Origin of the sequence: Streptomyces sp. NPDC046900, assembly GCF_040644975.1 — a bacterium.
Taxonomy (GTDB): domain Bacteria; phylum Actinomycetota; class Actinomycetes; order Streptomycetales; family Streptomycetaceae; genus Streptomyces.
Window position 1 is genome coordinate 59259 of the sequence record NZ_JBEYXD010000040.1, and the last position, 16303, is coordinate 75561.

Below are 16303 nucleotides of genomic sequence, written 5' to 3' on the forward strand. Positions count from 1 at the left end.
GCCCGATCCGTGATGATGATCGTGGTGACGGCGACACAGACCGGGTTGATCAGTCCATGAACGGCCGGTGAACACCGGCTGCCAGGCATCCGATAGCCTCTGCCGACATGCCCGGCGCCTGCCCCGGGCTCCCGCACCGCACACATGACCGACGTTCAGGCGTCGGGCCCCAGGGAGTGAGTTCGTCTGTCGACCGCCATCCTCACCGGTCAGCCGGTCCCCGGATCGTCGCTCGAGGGCGATCTGCGGTCCCTCGGCTTCGACGTGCGGGTCGCCACCGGCGCCGGAGACGCCGAGACGCTCCTCGCGGCCGTACCGGAGAACCAGCGGGTCGCGATCGTCGACACCCGTTTCGTGGGCCATCTGCACGCGCTGCGCCTCGGTCTCATCGACCCCCGCTTCCCGGCCGCCGCCGTCCCGGGCGCCGTCACCGCCCAGCCCGCCGCCCGCCAGGCGCTCACCCGCGCCCTGGCCCGGGAGAACTCCGCCATGACGGGCGGAGCGGCCCCCGAGCTCCCGGCCCCTGTCCCGGCCCCGATCGAGAGGGAGGACCGGCATGAGTTGGGAGGCGCCGCCACCGTCACCGACAACCTGGCCGAACGCGTCACCGCGGCCCTCGACGCCGACGGCGTCCCGGTCCACCGGCCCGAGCTCGGCACGCTGGTCGCCGCCGTCCCCACCGATCCGCAGGCCCGCAACGAGGCACGGCAGGCCGTCGCCGCCGTCGACGACGAGGCGGTACGCCTACGCAGTGCCGTCAAGGCCCGGGACGGCTTCTTCACCACGCACTTCATCAGCCCCTACTCGCGCTACCTGGCCCGCTGGTGCGCCCGTCGCGGTCTCACTCCCAACCAGGTGACCACCGCCTCGCTGCTGACCGCCCTGATCGCGGCCGGCTGCGCGGCCACAGGGACCCGCGTCGGCTTCGTCGCCGCGGGTGTCCTGCTGATCGCCTCTTTCGTCCTCGACTGCACCGACGGGCAGCTCGCCCGCTACTCCCTCCAGTACTCGACGCTCGGCGCCTGGCTCGACGCCACCTTCGACCGCGCCAAGGAGTACGCCTACTACGCGGGACTCGCCCTCGGCGCGGCCCGGGGCGGGGACGACGTCTGGGCGCTGGCCCTCGGCGCGATGGTCCTGCAGACCTGCCGGCACGTCGTGGACTTCGCCTTCAACGAGGCGAACGCCGGCCAGCCTGCCGCGACGGCCGGCGCCGGCCCCACGGCGGCCCTGTCGAACCGCCTCGACGACGTCGGCTGGACGGTGTGGGTGCGCCGGATGATCGTCCTGCCGATCGGTGAGCGCTGGGCTCTGATCGCCGTCCTGACGGCGGCCACCACCCCCCGGATCACCTTCACCGTGCTGCTGATCGGCTGCGCCTTCGCCGCCACCTACACCACCGCCGGCCGTCTGCTGCGCTCGGTGACGCACAAGGCCCGGCGCACCGACCGGGCGGCGCGGGCGCTGGCCGACCTGGCGGACAGCGGGCCCCTCGTCGAGCTGCTGCTGCGCACGGGCCGCGGCACCGTCAGGCAGGCCGCACCCGTCCTCGCCCTCACGGGCGGCGTCCTCGTGGTGGGCTCGGCCGTCCTGTGGGGCGCCGGATGGCAGACCGTCCTGTGCGCCGCCGGCTATGTGGTGATGTCCGCCATCGCGGTCCGGCGCCCGCTGAAGGGTGCCCTCGACTGGCTCGTCCCGCCCTTGTTCCGCGCGGCCGAATACGGCACCGTCCTGGTGCTGGCAGCTGAATCCGGGGTAAACGGAGTGCTTCCAGCGGCTTTCGGACTGGTGGCTGCGGTCGCCTACCATCACTACGACACGGTGTACCGCATCCGCGGCGACGCGGGCGCGCCGCCGCAATGGCTGGTGCGCGCGATCGGCGGGCACGAAGGCCGGACGCTGCTGGTCACGGTCCTGGCCGCGCTGCTCACTGCCGCGCAGTTCAAGGTCGCGCTCACGGTCCTCGCCGTCTGTGTGGCCCTGGTGGTGCTCAGCGAGAGCGTCCGCTTCTGGGTGGCCGCCCACAAGGGCGGCGCGCCCGCCGTACACGACGAAGGAGAACCCGCATGATCGGCCTCGTGCTGGCGGCCGGCGCCGGACGGCGCCTGCGCCCCTACACGGACACCCTGCCCAAGGCCTTGGTGCCGGTGGGGCCCGCGGGCATAGAGGACGGCCCGACGGTGCTCGACCTCACTCTCGGCAACTTCGCCGAGGTCGGACTGACCGAAGTCGCGATCATCGTGGGCTACCGCAAGGAGGCTGTGTACGAGCGCAAGGAGGCGCTCGAGCGCGAGTACGGCCTCAGGCTCACCCTCATCGACAACGACAAGGCCGAGGAGTGGAACAACGCCTACTCCCTGTGGTGTGGCCGGCGCGCCCTCGAGGACGGTGTGATCCTCGCCAACGGCGACACCGTCCACCCGGTCTCGGTCGAGAAGACGCTGCTCGCCGCCCGCGGTGACGGCAAGAAGATCATCCTCGCTGTCGACACGGTGAAGAAGCTCGCCGACGAGGAGATGAAGGTAGTGGTCCGCCCCGGCAAGGGCGTCGAGAAGATCACCAAGCTGATGGAGCCGTCCGAGGCGACCGGCGAGTACATCGGCGTCACCCTCATCGAGGGCGACGCCGCCGCGGAGCTCTCCGACGCCCTGAAGACGGTGTGGGAGACCGACCCGCAGCAGTTCTACGAGCACGGCTACCAGGAACTGGTCAACCGCGGCTTCAAGATCGACGTGGCACCGATCGGCGACGTCTCCTGGGTCGAGATCGACAACCACGACGACCTGGCCCGAGGGCGGGAGATCGCGTGCCTGTACTGACGAGGCTCATCCCCTCGCCGGTCGTCGTCGACATCCGTCCCGGTGCCCTCGACGATCTGGCGAGCGTGCTCGCGGACGAGCGCATCTCGCACTCGGGCAAGCTGGCCGTCGCGGTCAGCGACGGCTCCGGCTCCCGCCTGCGTGAGCGGCTCGCCCCCAAACTGCCGGGCGCCAGCTGGTACGAGGTCGGCGGCGGCACCCTTGACGACGCGGTCCGGCTGGCCGGCGCGATGAAGGCCGGTCGCTACGACGCGCTGGTGGGCCTGGGCGGCGGCAAGATCATCGACTGCGCCAAGTTCGCCGCGGCGCGGGTCGGCCTGCCGCTCGTCGCGGTGCCCACGAACCTGGCGCACGACGGCCTGTGCTCGCCGGTCGCGACCCTCGACAACGACGCGGGCCGCGGCTCGTACGGTGTGCCGAACCCGATCGCGGTCGTCATCGACCTCGATGTCATCCGCGAGGCCCCGGCGCGTTTCGTGCGCGCGGGCATCGGCGACGCCGTGTCCAACATCTCGGCGATCGCGGACTGGGAGCTGGCCAACCGCGTCAACGGCGAGAAGATCGACGGCCTGGCCGCGGCGATGGCCCGGCAGGCCGGGGAGGCGGTGCTGCGCCACCCGGGCGGCGTCGGGGACAACGACTTCCTCCAGGTACTCGCCGAGGCGCTGGTCCTCAGCGGTATCGCCATGTCGGTCTCGGGCGACTCCCGACCGTCCTCCGGCGCGTGCCACGAGATCAACCACGCCTTCGACCTGCTGTTCCCAAGGCGCGCCGCCGCCCACGGCGAGCAGTGCGGGCTGGGCGCCGCCTTCGCGATGTATCTGCGCGGCGCGCACGAGGAGTCCGTGTTCATGGCCCAGGTGCTGCGCCGGCACGGGCTGCCCGTACTGCCGGAGGAGATCGGCTTCACGGTGGACGAGTTCGTCCAGGTCGTGGAGTTCGCCCCGCAGACCCGGCCCGGCCGCTACACGATCCTCGAACACCTCGACCTGAAGACCGACCAGATCAAGGACACCTACGCCGACTATGTCAAGGCCATCGGTAGCTGAACTCCGCCCCGTCGTTCACCCCGCGGGGGTGAAGGACCGGCGCAGCGGTGAGCACTGGGCTGGACGCCTCTACATGCGGGAGATCTCGCTGCGTGTGGACCGCTACCTGGTGAACACGCGGGTCACGCCCAACCAGCTGACCTACCTGATGACCGTCTTCGGTGTCCTCGCGGGCCCGGCCCTGCTGGTGCCGGGCGTCGCGGGCGCCGTGCTCGGCGTGGTCATGGTCCAGCTCTACCTGCTCCTCGACTGCGTCGACGGCGAGATCGCCCGCTGGAAGAAGCAGTTCTCGCTGGGCGGGGTGTACCTGGACCGGGTGGGGGCCTATCTGTGCGACGCCGCGGTGCTGGTGGGCTTCGGGCTGCGCGCCGCCGACCTCTGGGGCTCCGGGCGGATCGACTGGCTGTGGGCCTTCCTCGGTACCCTCGCCGCCCTCGGCGCCGTCCTGATCAAGGCCGAGACCGACCTCGTGGGCGTCGCCCGCCACCAGGGCGGCCTGCCGCCGGTCAAGGAGACCGCCTCCGAACCGCGCTCGTCCGGTCTGGCGCTGGCCCGCCGTGCGGCCTCCGCGCTGAAGTTCCACCGCCTGGTCCTCGGGATCGAGGCGTCCCTGCTGATCCTGGTCCTGGCGGTCATCGACGCGATCAGGGGAGACCTCTTCTTCGAGCGGCTCGGCGTCGCCGTGCTGGCCGGTATCGCGCTCGTCCAGACCCTGCTGCACCTGGTGTCCATCCTCGCCTCCAGCAGGCTGAAGTGAGGGGCGCGATAACGGTCGGGGCGGTGGTCATCACCATGGGCAACCGCCCCGCCGAGCTCCGCGCCCTCCTCGACTCGGTGGCCAAGCAGGACGGCGACCCGGTCCAAGTGGTCGTCGTCGGCAACGGTTCGCCCGTCCCCGACGTCCCCGAAGGCGTCCGGACCGTGGAGCTGCCCGAGAACCTCGGCATACCCGGCGGCCGCAACGTCGGCATCGAGGCCTTCGGCCCCAGCGGCAGCGATGTCGACGTGCTCCTGTTCCTGGACGACGACGGCCTGCTGGCCCGCAACGACACCGCGGAACTCTGCCGCCAGGCCTTCGCCGCCGACCCCCGGCTCGGCATCGTCAGCTTCCGCATCGCCGACCCCGACACCGGTGAGACACAGCGCCGCCATGTGCCGCGGCTGCGCGCCTCCGACCCGATGCGCTCATCCCGGGTCACCACCTTCCTCGGCGGCGCCAACGCCGTCCGTACGAAGGTCTTCGCCGAGGTCGGCGGTCTGCCCGACGAGTTCTTCTACGCCCATGAGGAGACGGACCTGGCCTGGCGGGCCCTGGACGCCGGCTGGATGATCGACTACCGGTCGGACATGGTGCTGTACCACCCCACGACCGCCCCCTCCCGGCACGCGGTCTACCACCGGATGGTCGCCCGCAACCGGGTCTGGCTGGCCCGCCGCAACCTGCCCGCCGTCCTCGTCCCCGTCTACCTGGGCGTCTGGATGCTCCTGACGCTGGTGCGCCGTCCCTCGCGGGCCGCCCTGAGCGCCTGGTTCGGGGGTTTCCGGGAGGGCTGGACGGCTCCGTGCGGCCGCCGGCGCCCCATGCGGTGGCGCACGGTGTGGCGGCTCAGCCGACTGGGCCGACCCCCGGTGATCTGACAAGCTCGATAGACGGAACCCGGCGGACGGGACCCCCACCCCGGCCCGCACCACCTGCGCGGGCAGGCCGCGCACACGGAGGACGGAGGGTGCGCCGACCTGTGGGTGAGACAACGCATGACGGCCGTATCGCGGTGAGCGAGGGACCGTCACTCGACGAAGGGCTGAGCGCGGCCGAGCTGGCCGCCAAGTACGGGCTCGCGGTCAGCGGTGCCCGGCCCGGGCTCGTCGAGTACGTCCGCCGGTTGTGGGGACGGCGTCACTTCATCCTCGCCTTCTCGCAGGCGAAGCTCACCTCGCAGTACAGCCAGGCGAAGCTGGGCCAGCTGTGGCAGGTCGCCACTCCGCTGCTGAACGCGTGCGTGTACTACTTGATCTTCGGGCTCATCCTGAAGGCCAGCCGGGGCATGCCGCACGGTACGTACATCCCGTTCCTGGTGACCGGCGTGTTCGTGTTCACCTTCACCCAGAGCTCGATGATGGCGGGTGTCCGGGCGATCTCCGGCAACCTGGGCCTGGTGCGCGCCCTGCACTTCCCGCGGGCCTCGCTGCCCGTCTCCTTCGCTCTGCAGCAGCTTCAGCAGCTCCTCTTCTCGATGATCGTGGTCTTCGTCGTGGTGGTGGGGTTCGGTAGCTACCCGCGCCTGTCCTGGCTGCTGATCGTTCCGGTGCTGGCGCTGCAGTTCCTCTTCAACACCGGTCTCGCGATGATCGTGGCGCGTATGGGCGCGAAGACGCCGGACCTGGCCCAGCTGATGCCGTTCGTCCTGCGTACCTGGATGTACACATCCGGGGTCATGTTCTCCCTGCACACCATGCTCGCCGGCCGACCCGAATGGGTCGTACGCGCGTTGCAGGTGAACCCGGCCGCCGTCTACATGGACCTGATGCGTTTCGCGCTCATCGAGGACTACGGGGCCGAGAACCTCCCCCCGCACGTCTGGGCCCTCGCGCTCTTCTGGGCGGTCGTCGTCTTCGCCGGCGGTTTTGTGTACTTCTGGAAGGCGGAGGAGCGGTACGGCCGTGGCTGAGCAGAACACCGGGGCCCGGGTGCCCACCGTCATCGCGGACGACCTGCACATCGTCTACCGCGTCAGCGGTGCGAAGAGTGGCAAGGGCAGCGCCACCGCCGCCCTCAGCCGCATCCTCAAGCGAGGCTCCGACGACGCGGCGCGCGGCGTGCGCAAGGTGCACGCGGTCAGGGGCGTCTCGTTCGTCGCCTACCGCGGCGAGGCGATCGGTCTGATCGGTTCGAACGGCTCCGGCAAGTCCACCCTGCTGCGGGCCATCGCCGGCCTGCTGCCCCCCGAGCGGGGCAAGGTCTACACCGACGGTCAGCCCTCGTTGCTCGGTGTGAACGCCGCCCTGATGAACGACCTGACCGGCGAGCGGAACGTCATCCTGGGCGGCCTCGCGATGGGCATGTCCCGCGAGGAGATCAAGGCCCGCTACCAGGAGATCGTCGACTTCTCGGGCATCAACGAGAAGGGCGACTTCATCACCCTGCCGATGCGCACCTACTCCTCCGGTATGGCGGCACGGCTGCGGTTCTCCATCGCTGCCGCCAAGGACCACGACGTCCTCATGATCGACGAGGCCCTCGCCACCGGGGACCGCAAGTTCCAGATGCGCTCCGAGGAGCGGATCCGGGAGCTGCGCAAGGAGGCGGGCACGGTGTTTCTGGTCAGTCACAACAACAAGTCGATCCGGGACACCTGCGACCGCGTCCTGTGGCTGGAGCGCGGCGAGCTGCGGATGGACGGCCCGACCGAAGAGGTCCTCAAGGAGTACGAGAAGTTCACGGGCAAGTAACCGGGTGATCCACAGGGCCCCGCCGGAACGTTTCCTGCGGGCCCTGTGTCTGCAAAGGAAACGCCAACTCTGTTTGCGGTCAGGAATCTTGACGCCAATCGGTGTGTTGTTGTGATGTGCAGGACACCCCGACGAACCTCGCTCCGTTGTACAACGTAAGCTGTACCGGTGCTGATTCGCGGCAACTGGGGCGATAATGCCCCGCACCCCCACACACCTGCCGCGCTGCGCGGAGGCGGGGCGGCGTGTCCGAAATAGGATGTATTAGGTCAGCAGTGTAGAACGGGAGATGTGACGGCAATGGCTACGGAAAGTCTGCAGCTCCGCGAGGCATGTGCCGTCTCCGCGGCGGGCGGCGAGCGGTGACCCAAGCCGGGACGGCGCGCACCGGCGATCCGGAGCGCGGCACCCTCGACAAAGCTGCGGACGAGAACTTCCCCGTGGCGCCCTTCTTCCTGCCCAGGGCCTGGCGTGCCGATCTGATGGCCGTCTACGGCTTCGCCCGTCTGGTCGACGACATCGGTGACGGCGATCTCGCTCCCGGTGGCGCCGACGCCCGCCTTCTCGGCGTGCCGCCCGAGGAGGCGGAGGACCGCCTCACCCTTCTGGACGCCTTCGAGGCCGATCTGCACCGGGTCTTCGACTCGACGCCGCGTCACCCCCTCCTGCGCCGCCTCCAGCCCACGGTCCGGCGCGCCGGCCTCACCCCCGAGCCGTTCCTCGGCCTGATCGCCGCCAACCGCCAGGACCAGCTCGTCAGCCGATATGAGACCTACGACGACCTCCTCGCCTACTGCGAACTGTCCGCCAACCCGGTCGGCCGGCTCGTCCTCGCCGTCACCGGCACCTCCACCCCCGAACGCATCCGGCGCTCCGACGCGATCTGCACCGCACTGCAGATCGTGGAGCATCTCCAGGATGTGGCAGAGGACCTCGGCCGCGACCGTATCTACCTGCCCGCCGAGGACATGAAGCGCTTTTATGTCCAGGAGACGGATCTCGCCACGAAAACAGCAGGCGCATCGGTGCGCGCTCTGGTTGCATACGAAGCAGAACGCGCCCGCGAGCTCCTGAATGAAGGCGCCCCCCTGGTGGGTAGCGTCCACGGCAGGCTGAGGCTGCTGCTTGCAGGGTTCGTGGCGGGAGGGAGGGCGGCTGTCCACGCGATCACCGCTGCCGAATACGACGTACTTCCCGGCCCGCCCAAACCCGGCAAGCTCCGGTTGCTGCGTGAGGTGGGCGTGACTCTGCGAGGAGAGGGGTGATCCGGACCGTGGAGTCGGAACAGCACATGTCGCCACCGGTGCTCGCCGCGTACAGCTACTGCGAGACCGTCACCGGGCAGCAGGCCCGCAACTTCGCCTACGGCATCAGGCTTCTGCCGACGCCGAAGCGCCGTGCGATGTCCGCGCTGTACGCGTTCTCGCGGAGGGTCGACGACATCGGCGACGGCGTACTGGCGCCGGACGTCAAAGCCGAGCGGCTGGAGGAGACCCGGAGGCTGCTGGACCGGATCAGGAACGAAGAGGTGGCCGAGGACGACACCGACCCGGTCGCGGTCGCCCTGGCCCACGCCGCCCGGCACTTCCCGATCCCGCTCGGCGGCCTCGACGAACTCATCGACGGCGTCCTCAAGGACGTCCGCGGCGAGACCTACGAGACCTGGGACGACCTGAAGGTCTACTGCCGCTGTGTGGCCGGGGCCATCGGGCGGCTCTCGCTGGGTGTGTTCGGCACCGAGCCGGGGGCGCGGGGGGCCGAACGCGCGCCGGAGTATGCCGACACGCTCGGGCTCGCGCTGCAACTCACCAACATCCTGCGGGACGTTCGCGAGGACGCCGAGGGTGGGCGCGTCTATCTGCCCGCCGACGACCTGGCCAAGTTCGGCTGCTCGGCCGGGTTCCACGGGCCGACCCCGCCCGAGGGCTCCGACTTCGCGGGCCTCGTGCACTTCGAAGTACGCCGGGCCCGGGCCCTCTTCGCCGAGGGCTACCGGCTGTTGCCCATGCTCGACCGGCGCAGCGGCGCCTGCGTCGCCGCCATGGCCGGTATCTACCGCCGGCTCCTCGACCGCATCGAGCGCGAGCCGGCGGCCGTGCTGCGCGGCCGGGTCTCGCTGCCCGGCCGTGAGAAGGCGTACGTCGCCGTGCGCGGTCTGTCGGGTCTGGACGCGCGCAGCGTGACCCGACGGACCGTCAGGAGGCGTCCGTGACGGACAACCCACTCCCAGGTCACTCGACCGCCGAAAAGCGGCAGGCAACCCTCCGGTGCGGCGCGGCGTCCCTGACTGCGACGGCCTGCCGTGCATCGTTCAAGCACCACGGCGGACCGGCAGGGGAGGAAGCACGATGAGCGACGGCACACAGCAGGAGGGCCCGGCCGCGGACACCGCCGGGCACCCCGCGACGCCGTCAGGATCCGCCGTCGTCGTCGGCGGTGGGATCGCCGGGATCACGGCCGCACTCGCGCTCGCCGACGCCGGTGTACGGGTCACCCTGCTGGAGGGGCGCCCGCGCCTGGGCGGTCTCGCCTTCTCCTTCGAGCGCGGTGACTTGACCGTCGACAACGGCCAGCACGTCTATCTGCGCTGCTGCACTGCCTACCGCTGGTTCCTCGACCGTATCGACGCGAGCGCGCTCGCCCCGCTGCAGGATCGTCTCGACGTGCCCGTTCTCGACGCGAACGCGGCACCGGGGCGCAGGCTCGGCAGACTACGGCGCGACGCACTGCCCGTACCCCTGCACCTCGGGCGCAGCCTCGCCACCTACCCCCATCTCTCGCTCGCCGAGCGCGCCAGAGTCGGGCGTGCCGCACTCGCGCTCCGAGCACTGGACCTCGGCGATCCCGCGCTGGACGCGCAGGACTTCGGCAGCTGGCTGGCCGCGCACGGTCAGTCGGCGCGTGCCGTCGAGGCACTGTGGGACCTGGTCGGGGTCGCCACCCTCAACGCGGTGGCCGGCGACGCATCGCTCGGGCTCGCCGCGATGGTGTTCAAGACCGGTCTGCTGTCCGACCCGGGCGCGGCCGACATCGGATGGGCTCGCGTCCCGCTGGGCGAACTGCACGACCGGCAGGCCCGCAAGGCGCTCGACTCCGCGGGCGTGCGTACCGAGGTCCGTGCACGCGTCACCTCCATCTCTACTGACGGAAACGGGAACTGGAGCGTTCAGGTTCCCGGCGAGCGCATCGAGGCCGACGCCGTCGTCCTCGCCGTACCCCAGCGCGAGGCCCACGATCTGCTGCCCCCGGGCGCGGTCGACGCCCCCGAGCGGCTGCTCGAGATCGGCACCGCGCCGATCCTCAACGTCCATGTCGTCTACGACTGCAAGGTGTTGAGCCAACCGTTCTTCGCCGCGCTCGGCTCCCCGGTGCAGTGGGTCTTCGACCGCACCGAGGCCTCCGGGCTGCGCGAGGGCCAGTACCTCGCGGTGTCGCAGTCGGCCGCCCAGGAGGAGATCGACGAGCCCGTGGCGGTGCTGCGGGAGCGCTATCTCCCGGAACTCCAGAGGCTGTTGCCCGCCACCCGCGGCGCAGAGGTGAAGGACTTCTTCGTGACCCGGGAACGCACGGCGACGTTCGCCCCCGCCCCGGGCGTCGGGCGGCTGCGGCCCGGCGCCCGTACCAAGGCCCCCGGCCTGTATCTGGCCGGAGCGTGGACCGCCACCGGGTGGCCCGCGACCATGGAAAGCGCGGTCCGCAGTGGAGTCGGTGCGGCAGGCGCCGCGCTGGGCGCCCTGGGCCGGTCCGGCGCACATCTCGCCGGCCTCTTCGAGGAGGCGGCATGAGCGCCGATCAGCACGGGACAGACCCCCGCACCCCCGGTATCGCAACAAGAGGAGAGACTGTGCCCACTGTGCCCCCGGCCGAGACGGCCGCTCGTAGGACCGCGGTGGACGTGTCCGCGCTTCTGGAGCGCGGCCGGACCCTGGCCACCCCGGTGCTGCGGGAGGCAGTGGACCGACTGGCACCGCCCATGGACACCGTCGCCGCCTATCACTTCGGCTGGATCGACGCCGAGGGCAATCCCGCGGACGGCGACGGCGGCAAGGCCGTGCGTCCCGCCCTCGCCCTGCTCTCCGCCCAGGCCGCGGGCCGTGACCCCGAGGTCGGCGTGCCCGGCGCGGTCGCGGTCGAGCTGGTGCACAACTTCTCGCTGCTGCACGACGACCTGATGGACGGCGACGAACAGCGCCGCCACCGCGACACCGTGTGGAAGGTGCATGGACCCGCCCAGGCCATCCTGGTCGGCGACGCCCTGTTCGCGCTGGCCAATGAGGTCCTGCTGGAACTCGGCACCGTGGAGGCCGGACGCGCCACCCGCCGTCTGACCACCGCCACACGCGCCCTGATCGACGGTCAGGCCCAGGACATCTCGTACGAGCACCGCGACCGCGTCAGCGTCCCGGAGTGCCTGGAGATGGAGGGCAACAAGACCGGCGCCCTGCTGGCCTGCGCCTCGTCCATCGGCGCGGTCCTCGGCGGCGCGGACGACTCGACCGCCGACACCCTGGAGAAGTACGGCTACCACCTCGGCCTCGCCTTCCAGGCCGTCGACGACCTCCTCGGCATCTGGGGCGACCCGGAGGCCACCGGAAAGCAGACCTGGAGCGATCTGCGCCAGCGCAAGAAGTCCCTGCCCGTGGTGGCCGCGCTCGCGGCGGGGGGACCCGCCTCCGAGCGGCTCGGCGAGATCCTCGCCGAGGACGCCAAGAGCAGCGACTTCGAGAACTTCTCCGAGGAGGAGTTCGCGGCCCGCGCCGCGCTCATCGAGGAGGCGGGCGGCCGGGAGTGGACCACCCAGGAGGCGCGTCGCCAGCACGCGATCGCCGTCGAGGCCCTGGACTCGGTCCGGATGCCCGAGGAGGTGCGCGCGCAGTTCACGGCGCTCGCGGATTTCGTCGTCGTACGAAAGAGATGATCACTATCGGTCGAATACACCGCGCGTAGTCGCCGGCCGGTGCCTCCCCACGTTCGACCTCGCTCGAGCAGGGGTCGCCCATCGGGTACGTGCACCGGCCGACGGCGGACCCACAGCAGCACGATTTGCACGACTGCACGAAGGGGAAGCCATGACAGCGACGACCGACGGAAGCACCGGGGCAGTGCCGCCCCGCGCTGCCTCGGCCAGCGAGACAAACGAACCGCTCCCGCAGGCGGCCGGGACGGTCGGCACCAGAGAAGCCGCCGAGCGCGCCATGCGGCGCGCCACGGACTTCCTGCTCGCCCGGCAGGACACCCAGGGCTGGTGGAAGGGCGACCTCGAGACGAACGTCACGATGGACGCCGAGGACCTGCTGCTCCGCCAGTTCCTGGGAATCCGTGACGAGAAGACCACCCGAGCCGCGGCTCTCTTCATCCGTGGCGAGCAGCGCGACGACGGGACCTGGGCCACCTTCTACGGCGGGCCCGGTGAACTCTCCGCCACCATCGAGGCGTACGTCGCCCTGCGCCTGGCCGGCGACGCACCCGACGAGCCGCACATGGCGAAGGCGTCGGCGTGGGTCCGCGAGCAGGGAGGCATCGCGGCCTCCCGTGTCTTCACCCGGATCTGGCTCGCCCTCTTCGGCTGGTGGAAGTGGGAGGACCTCCCGGAACTGCCGCCGGAGCTCATCTACTTCCCGAAGTGGATGCCGCTGAACATCTACGACTTCGGGTGCTGGGCACGGCAGACCATCGTTCCGCTCACCATCGTCTCGGCCAAGCGCCCGGTGCGGCCCGCGCCCTTCCCGCTCGACGAACTGCACACCGACCCGAGCGATCCCAATCCGGCCAGGGACCTCGCGCCGGTGGCGAGTTGGGACGGTGTCTTCCAGCGACTCGACAAGGCGCTGCACCAGTTCCGCAAGGTCGCCCCGCGCGGGCTGCGCAGGGGCGCCATGAACGCCGCCGCCCGCTGGATCATCGAGCGGCAGGAGAACGACGGCTGCTGGGGCGGGATCCAGCCGCCCGCGGTGTACTCGGTCATCGCCCTGCACCTGCTCGGCTACGACCTCCAGCACCCGGTGATGCGCGAGGGCATCGCGTCCCTCGACCGCTTCGCCGTGTGGCGCGAGGACGGCGCCCGCATGATCGAGGCGTGTCAGTCCCCGGTGTGGGACACCTGCCTCGCCACCATCGCGCTCGCGGACGCGGGTGTGCCCGCAGACCACCCGCAGTTGGTGAAGGCCGCCGACTGGATGGTCGGCGAAGAGATCGTCCGGCCGGGCGACTGGTCGGTGAAGAGGCCTCAACTGCCTCCGGGTGGCTGGGCGTTCGAGTTTCACAACGACAACTACCCTGACATCGACGACACCGCGGAGGTCGTCCTCGCCCTGCGCCGTGTGAGCCACCACGACCCGGAGCGGGTCGAGAAGGCCATCGGGCGCGGGGTGCGCTGGAATCTCGGTATGCAGTCGAGGAACGGTGCCTGGGGCGCCTTCGACGTCGACAACACCAGCCCGTTCCCCAACCGGCTGCCGTTCTGCGACTTCGGTGAGGTCATCGACCCGCCGTCCGCCGACGTCACCGCGCACGTCGTGGAGATGCTCGCGGTCGAGGGCCTGTCCCACGACCCGCGCACCCGCCGGGGCATCGAGTGGTTGCTGGCCGAACAGGAGTCGGACGGCTCGTGGTTCGGGCGCTGGGGCGTCAACTACATCTACGGCACGGGCTCGGTGGTACCCGCTCTGGTCGCCGCCGGCATCCCCGGCTCGCATCCGGCGATCCGCCGGGCCGTCGCGTGGCTGGAGAGCGTGCAGAACGACGACGGCGGCTGGGGCGAGGACCTGCGCTCCTACAAGTACGTCCAGGAGTGGAGCGGCCGCGGCGCCTCCACAGCCTCGCAGACGGCGTGGGCGCTGCTCGCACTGCTGGCGGCGGGGGAGAGCCAGAGCAAGGCCGCGGAGCTCGGTATCGAGTTCCTCGCCCGGACCCAGAACGAGGACGGCTCCTGGGACGAGCCGTACTTCACCGGTACCGGTTTCCCCTGGGACTTCTCCATCAACTACCACCTCTACCGGCAGGTCTTCCCGCTCACCGCGCTCGGCCGCTACGTCAACGGCGAACCGTTCGCCGAGGTCAAGGGGAGCTGATGAGCCAGAAGCCCGATCCGGCCCCGCTGCTGATCGCCTGCGCGCTCGGCATCGAGCACCTCGCCCTGCGCAGCCGCCACCGCACGGGCGCCGACGGGCCCCTCACCCTGCTCCGCACGGGGATGGGACCCCGGGCGGCCGAACGCTCGGTCACCCGGGCGCTCGCCGACCCGGCCCTCGCCAAGGCGGCCGTCGTCGCCACGGGCTTCTGTGCGGGGCTCGCCCCGGGTATGCACCCCGGCGACCTGGTCGTCGCCGAGGAGGCCCGGGATCCGCGCGGTACCACCCCGTGCGTGGGCACCGAACTGCTCATCAAGGAACTCGCCCGCGTCGTCCCGGGGCGCACCGTCCACACCGGGCCGCTCACCGGCTCGGACCATGTCGTCCGCGGTCAGGAGCGGTCGGAACTGCTCGCGACCGGTGCGATCGCGGTCGACATGGAGTCCGCGGCCACGCTCTACAGCTCCGTGCGGGTGGGCGTGCGTCCGGTTGCGGCCGTCCGGGTGGTCGTGGACGCTCCAGAACATGAACTCGTCCGTATCGGCACGTTGCGCGGTGGAATATCAGCTTTCCGCGTTCTTCGTGCCGTCCTTCCCGCTTTCTTCGAATGGCACCGTTCTTTGCTGCTCCCTCGGAGGTGAGCCAGATGGCCATGCCGCTGCGTCAGTCCATCAAGGTCGCTACATATCTTTTCGAACAGAAACTCAAGAAGCGGGACAAGTTCGCGCTGCTGGTGGAGTTGGAACCTCTCTTCGCCTGCAACCTGAAGTGCGAGGGCTGCGGCAAGATCCAGCATCCGGCAGGCGTGCTCAAGCAGCGCATGCCCGTTGCCCAGGCGGTGGGAGCGGTGCTCGAATCCGGTGCGCCGATGGTGTCCATCGCGGGCGGAGAGCCCTTGATGCATCCGCAGATCGACGAGATCGTGCGGCAGTTGGTGGCCAAGAAGAAGTTCGTCTTCCTCTGCACCAACGCGCTGTTGATGCGCAAGAAGATGGACAGGTTCAAGCCGTCCCCCTATTTCGCCTGGGCGGTCCACATCGACGGGCTGCGTGAGCGGCACGACGCCTCGGTGGCCAAGGAGGGCACCTTCGACGAGGCGGTGGAGGCCATCAAGGAGGCCAAGCGGCGCGGATTCCGGGTCACCACCAACTCGACCTTCTTCAACACGGACACCCCGCAGACCATCGTGGAGGTGCTGAACTACCTCAACGACGACCTGCAGGTCGACGAGATGATGCTCTCGCCCGCCTACGCCTACGAGAAGGCCCCCGACCAGGAGCACTTCCTCGGCGTCCAGCAGACCCGCGAGCTCTTCAAGAAGGCCTTCTCGGGCGGCAACCGCAGGCGGTGGCGGCTCAACCAGAGCCCGCTCTTCCTCGATTTCCTGGAGGGCAAGGTCGACTTCCCCTGCACCGCGTGGGCGATCCCGAGCTACTCGCTCTTCGGCTGGCAGAAGCCCTGCTATCTGATGAGCGACGGCTACGTGGCCACCTACAAGCAGCTGCTGGAGGAGACCGACTGGGACCAGTACGGCCGCGGCAAGGACCCGCGCTGCGCCAACTGCATGGCGCACTGCGGCTACGAGCCGACCGCCGTGCTCGCCACCATGGGCTCCCTGAAGGAGTCCCTGCGGGCCGCCCGCGAGACCATGGTCAGCGGAAAGCAGCGGTGACGAGATGACCGCCGTTCCCTTGGGGATCCCCGAGGTACCGGTCCGGCCGGCAGTGCCGCGGCGCGTGTCGCGGCAGATCCAGGTCGGGCCGGTGGCGGTCGGGGGCGGGGCCCCGGTGTCGGTGCAGTCGATGACGACGACTCGTACGTCGGACATCGGTGCCACGTTGCAGCAGATCGCGGAGCTGACGGCGTCGGGCTGCCAGATCGTCCGGGTGGCGTGTCCGACGCAGGACGACGCGGA

Annotated in this window: 16 protein-coding genes; all 16 read left to right on the forward strand. The window is 70.4% G+C overall.

Annotated features, from left to right (window positions below; all coding sequences use genetic code 11):
- Positions 1-186: 186 nt before the first annotated feature.
- Positions 187-2070 (forward strand): DUF5941 domain-containing protein, encoded by a 1884-nt coding sequence (locus ABZ904_RS30710; protein ID WP_361826891.1) that lies wholly within the window; start codon positions 187-189, stop codon positions 2068-2070.
- Entirely contained in the window at positions 2067-2819 is a 753-nt protein-coding gene (locus ABZ904_RS30715) for a phosphocholine cytidylyltransferase family protein (RefSeq protein WP_361826868.1), read from the forward strand. Before ABZ904_RS30710 ends, ABZ904_RS30715 begins: the two co-directional genes overlap by 4 nt.
- Complete coding sequence (locus ABZ904_RS30720) at positions 2807-3868, forward strand: iron-containing alcohol dehydrogenase family protein (RefSeq protein ID WP_360998951.1); 1062 nt, start codon at positions 2807-2809, stop codon at positions 3866-3868. The genes ABZ904_RS30715 and ABZ904_RS30720 overlap by 13 nt, the downstream gene beginning before the upstream one ends.
- Entirely contained in the window at positions 3846-4625 is a 780-nt protein-coding gene (locus tag ABZ904_RS30725) for a CDP-alcohol phosphatidyltransferase family protein (protein ID WP_360998952.1), read from the forward strand. The genes ABZ904_RS30720 and ABZ904_RS30725 overlap by 23 nt, the downstream gene beginning before the upstream one ends.
- Positions 4626-4633: 8 nt before the next feature.
- Positions 4634-5506, forward strand: a complete 873-nt coding sequence (locus tag ABZ904_RS30730; RefSeq protein ID WP_359399509.1) for a glycosyltransferase — start codon at positions 4634-4636, stop codon at positions 5504-5506.
- A gap of 101 nt (positions 5507-5607) precedes the next feature.
- On the forward strand, positions 5608-6537 hold the full coding sequence (locus tag ABZ904_RS30735) for an ABC transporter permease (RefSeq protein ID WP_359399411.1): 930 nt from the start codon (positions 5608-5610) through the stop codon (positions 6535-6537).
- Complete coding sequence (locus ABZ904_RS30740) at positions 6530-7318, forward strand: ABC transporter ATP-binding protein (RefSeq protein WP_359399409.1); 789 nt, start codon at positions 6530-6532, stop codon at positions 7316-7318. Before ABZ904_RS30735 ends, ABZ904_RS30740 begins: the two co-directional genes overlap by 8 nt.
- Positions 7319-7680: 362 nt before the next feature.
- Positions 7681-8583 (forward strand): squalene synthase HpnC, encoded by a 903-nt coding sequence (gene hpnC / locus ABZ904_RS30745; protein WP_361826874.1) that lies wholly within the window; start codon positions 7681-7683, stop codon positions 8581-8583.
- Positions 8580-9530 (forward strand): presqualene diphosphate synthase HpnD, encoded by a 951-nt coding sequence (gene hpnD, locus ABZ904_RS30750; RefSeq protein ID WP_361826878.1) that lies wholly within the window; start codon positions 8580-8582, stop codon positions 9528-9530. The genes hpnC and hpnD overlap by 4 nt, the downstream gene beginning before the upstream one ends.
- Positions 9527-9670, forward strand: a complete 144-nt coding sequence (locus tag ABZ904_RS30755; protein WP_359399402.1) for a DUF6380 family protein — start codon at positions 9527-9529, stop codon at positions 9668-9670. The genes hpnD and ABZ904_RS30755 overlap by 4 nt, the downstream gene beginning before the upstream one ends.
- A complete protein-coding gene (hpnE, locus tag ABZ904_RS30760) occupies positions 9667-11103 on the forward strand; it encodes a hydroxysqualene dehydroxylase HpnE (RefSeq protein ID WP_361826881.1) in 1437 nt (478 codons plus the stop codon). The genes ABZ904_RS30755 and hpnE overlap by 4 nt, the downstream gene beginning before the upstream one ends.
- Entirely contained in the window at positions 11100-12236 is a 1137-nt protein-coding gene (locus tag ABZ904_RS30765) for a polyprenyl synthetase family protein (protein WP_359399398.1), read from the forward strand. Before hpnE ends, ABZ904_RS30765 begins: the two co-directional genes overlap by 4 nt.
- A gap of 151 nt (positions 12237-12387) precedes the next feature.
- The gene (shc, locus tag ABZ904_RS30770; RefSeq protein WP_359399397.1) at positions 12388-14388 is read left to right on the forward strand and encodes a squalene--hopene cyclase; all 2001 of its coding nucleotides are present in this window, start codon (positions 12388-12390) and stop codon (positions 14386-14388) included.
- Positions 14388-15029 (forward strand): 1-hydroxy-2-methyl-2-butenyl 4-diphosphate reductase, encoded by a 642-nt coding sequence (locus ABZ904_RS30775; RefSeq protein ID WP_360998959.1) that lies wholly within the window; start codon positions 14388-14390, stop codon positions 15027-15029. Before shc ends, ABZ904_RS30775 begins: the two co-directional genes overlap by 1 nt.
- A gap of 5 nt (positions 15030-15034) precedes the next feature.
- Positions 15035-16060: an adenosyl-hopene transferase HpnH gene (gene hpnH, locus ABZ904_RS30780; protein ID WP_360998961.1), complete on the forward strand. Its 1026-nt coding sequence runs from the start codon at positions 15035-15037 to the stop codon at positions 16058-16060.
- A gap of 4 nt (positions 16061-16064) precedes the next feature.
- On the forward strand, positions 16065-16303 hold a 239-nt coding region (locus ABZ904_RS30785), incomplete at its 3' end, for a flavodoxin-dependent (E)-4-hydroxy-3-methylbut-2-enyl-diphosphate synthase (RefSeq protein ID WP_361826885.1).

What these genes read in the sequence shown, in the direction of transcription:
- ABZ904_RS30775 (WP_360998959.1), top strand. Translation starts at nt 14,388, where the DNA reads ATGAGCCAGAAGCCCGATCCGGCCCCGCTGCTGATCGCCTGCGCGCTC.
- hpnH (WP_360998961.1), top strand. Translation starts at nt 15,035, where the DNA reads ATGGCCATGCCGCTGCGTCAGTCCATCAAGGTCGCTACATATCTTTTC.
- ABZ904_RS30715 (WP_361826868.1), top strand. Translation starts at nt 2,067, where the DNA reads ATGATCGGCCTCGTGCTGGCGGCCGGCGCCGGACGGCGCCTGCGCCCC.
- ABZ904_RS30765 (WP_359399398.1), top strand. Translation starts at nt 11,100, where the DNA reads ATGAGCGCCGATCAGCACGGGACAGACCCCCGCACCCCCGGTATCGCA.
- ABZ904_RS30725 (WP_360998952.1), top strand. Translation starts at nt 3,846, where the DNA reads ATGTCAAGGCCATCGGTAGCTGAACTCCGCCCCGTCGTTCACCCCGCG.
- hpnE (WP_361826881.1), top strand. Translation starts at nt 9,667, where the DNA reads ATGAGCGACGGCACACAGCAGGAGGGCCCGGCCGCGGACACCGCCGGG.
- shc (WP_359399397.1), top strand. Translation starts at nt 12,388, where the DNA reads ATGACAGCGACGACCGACGGAAGCACCGGGGCAGTGCCGCCCCGCGCT.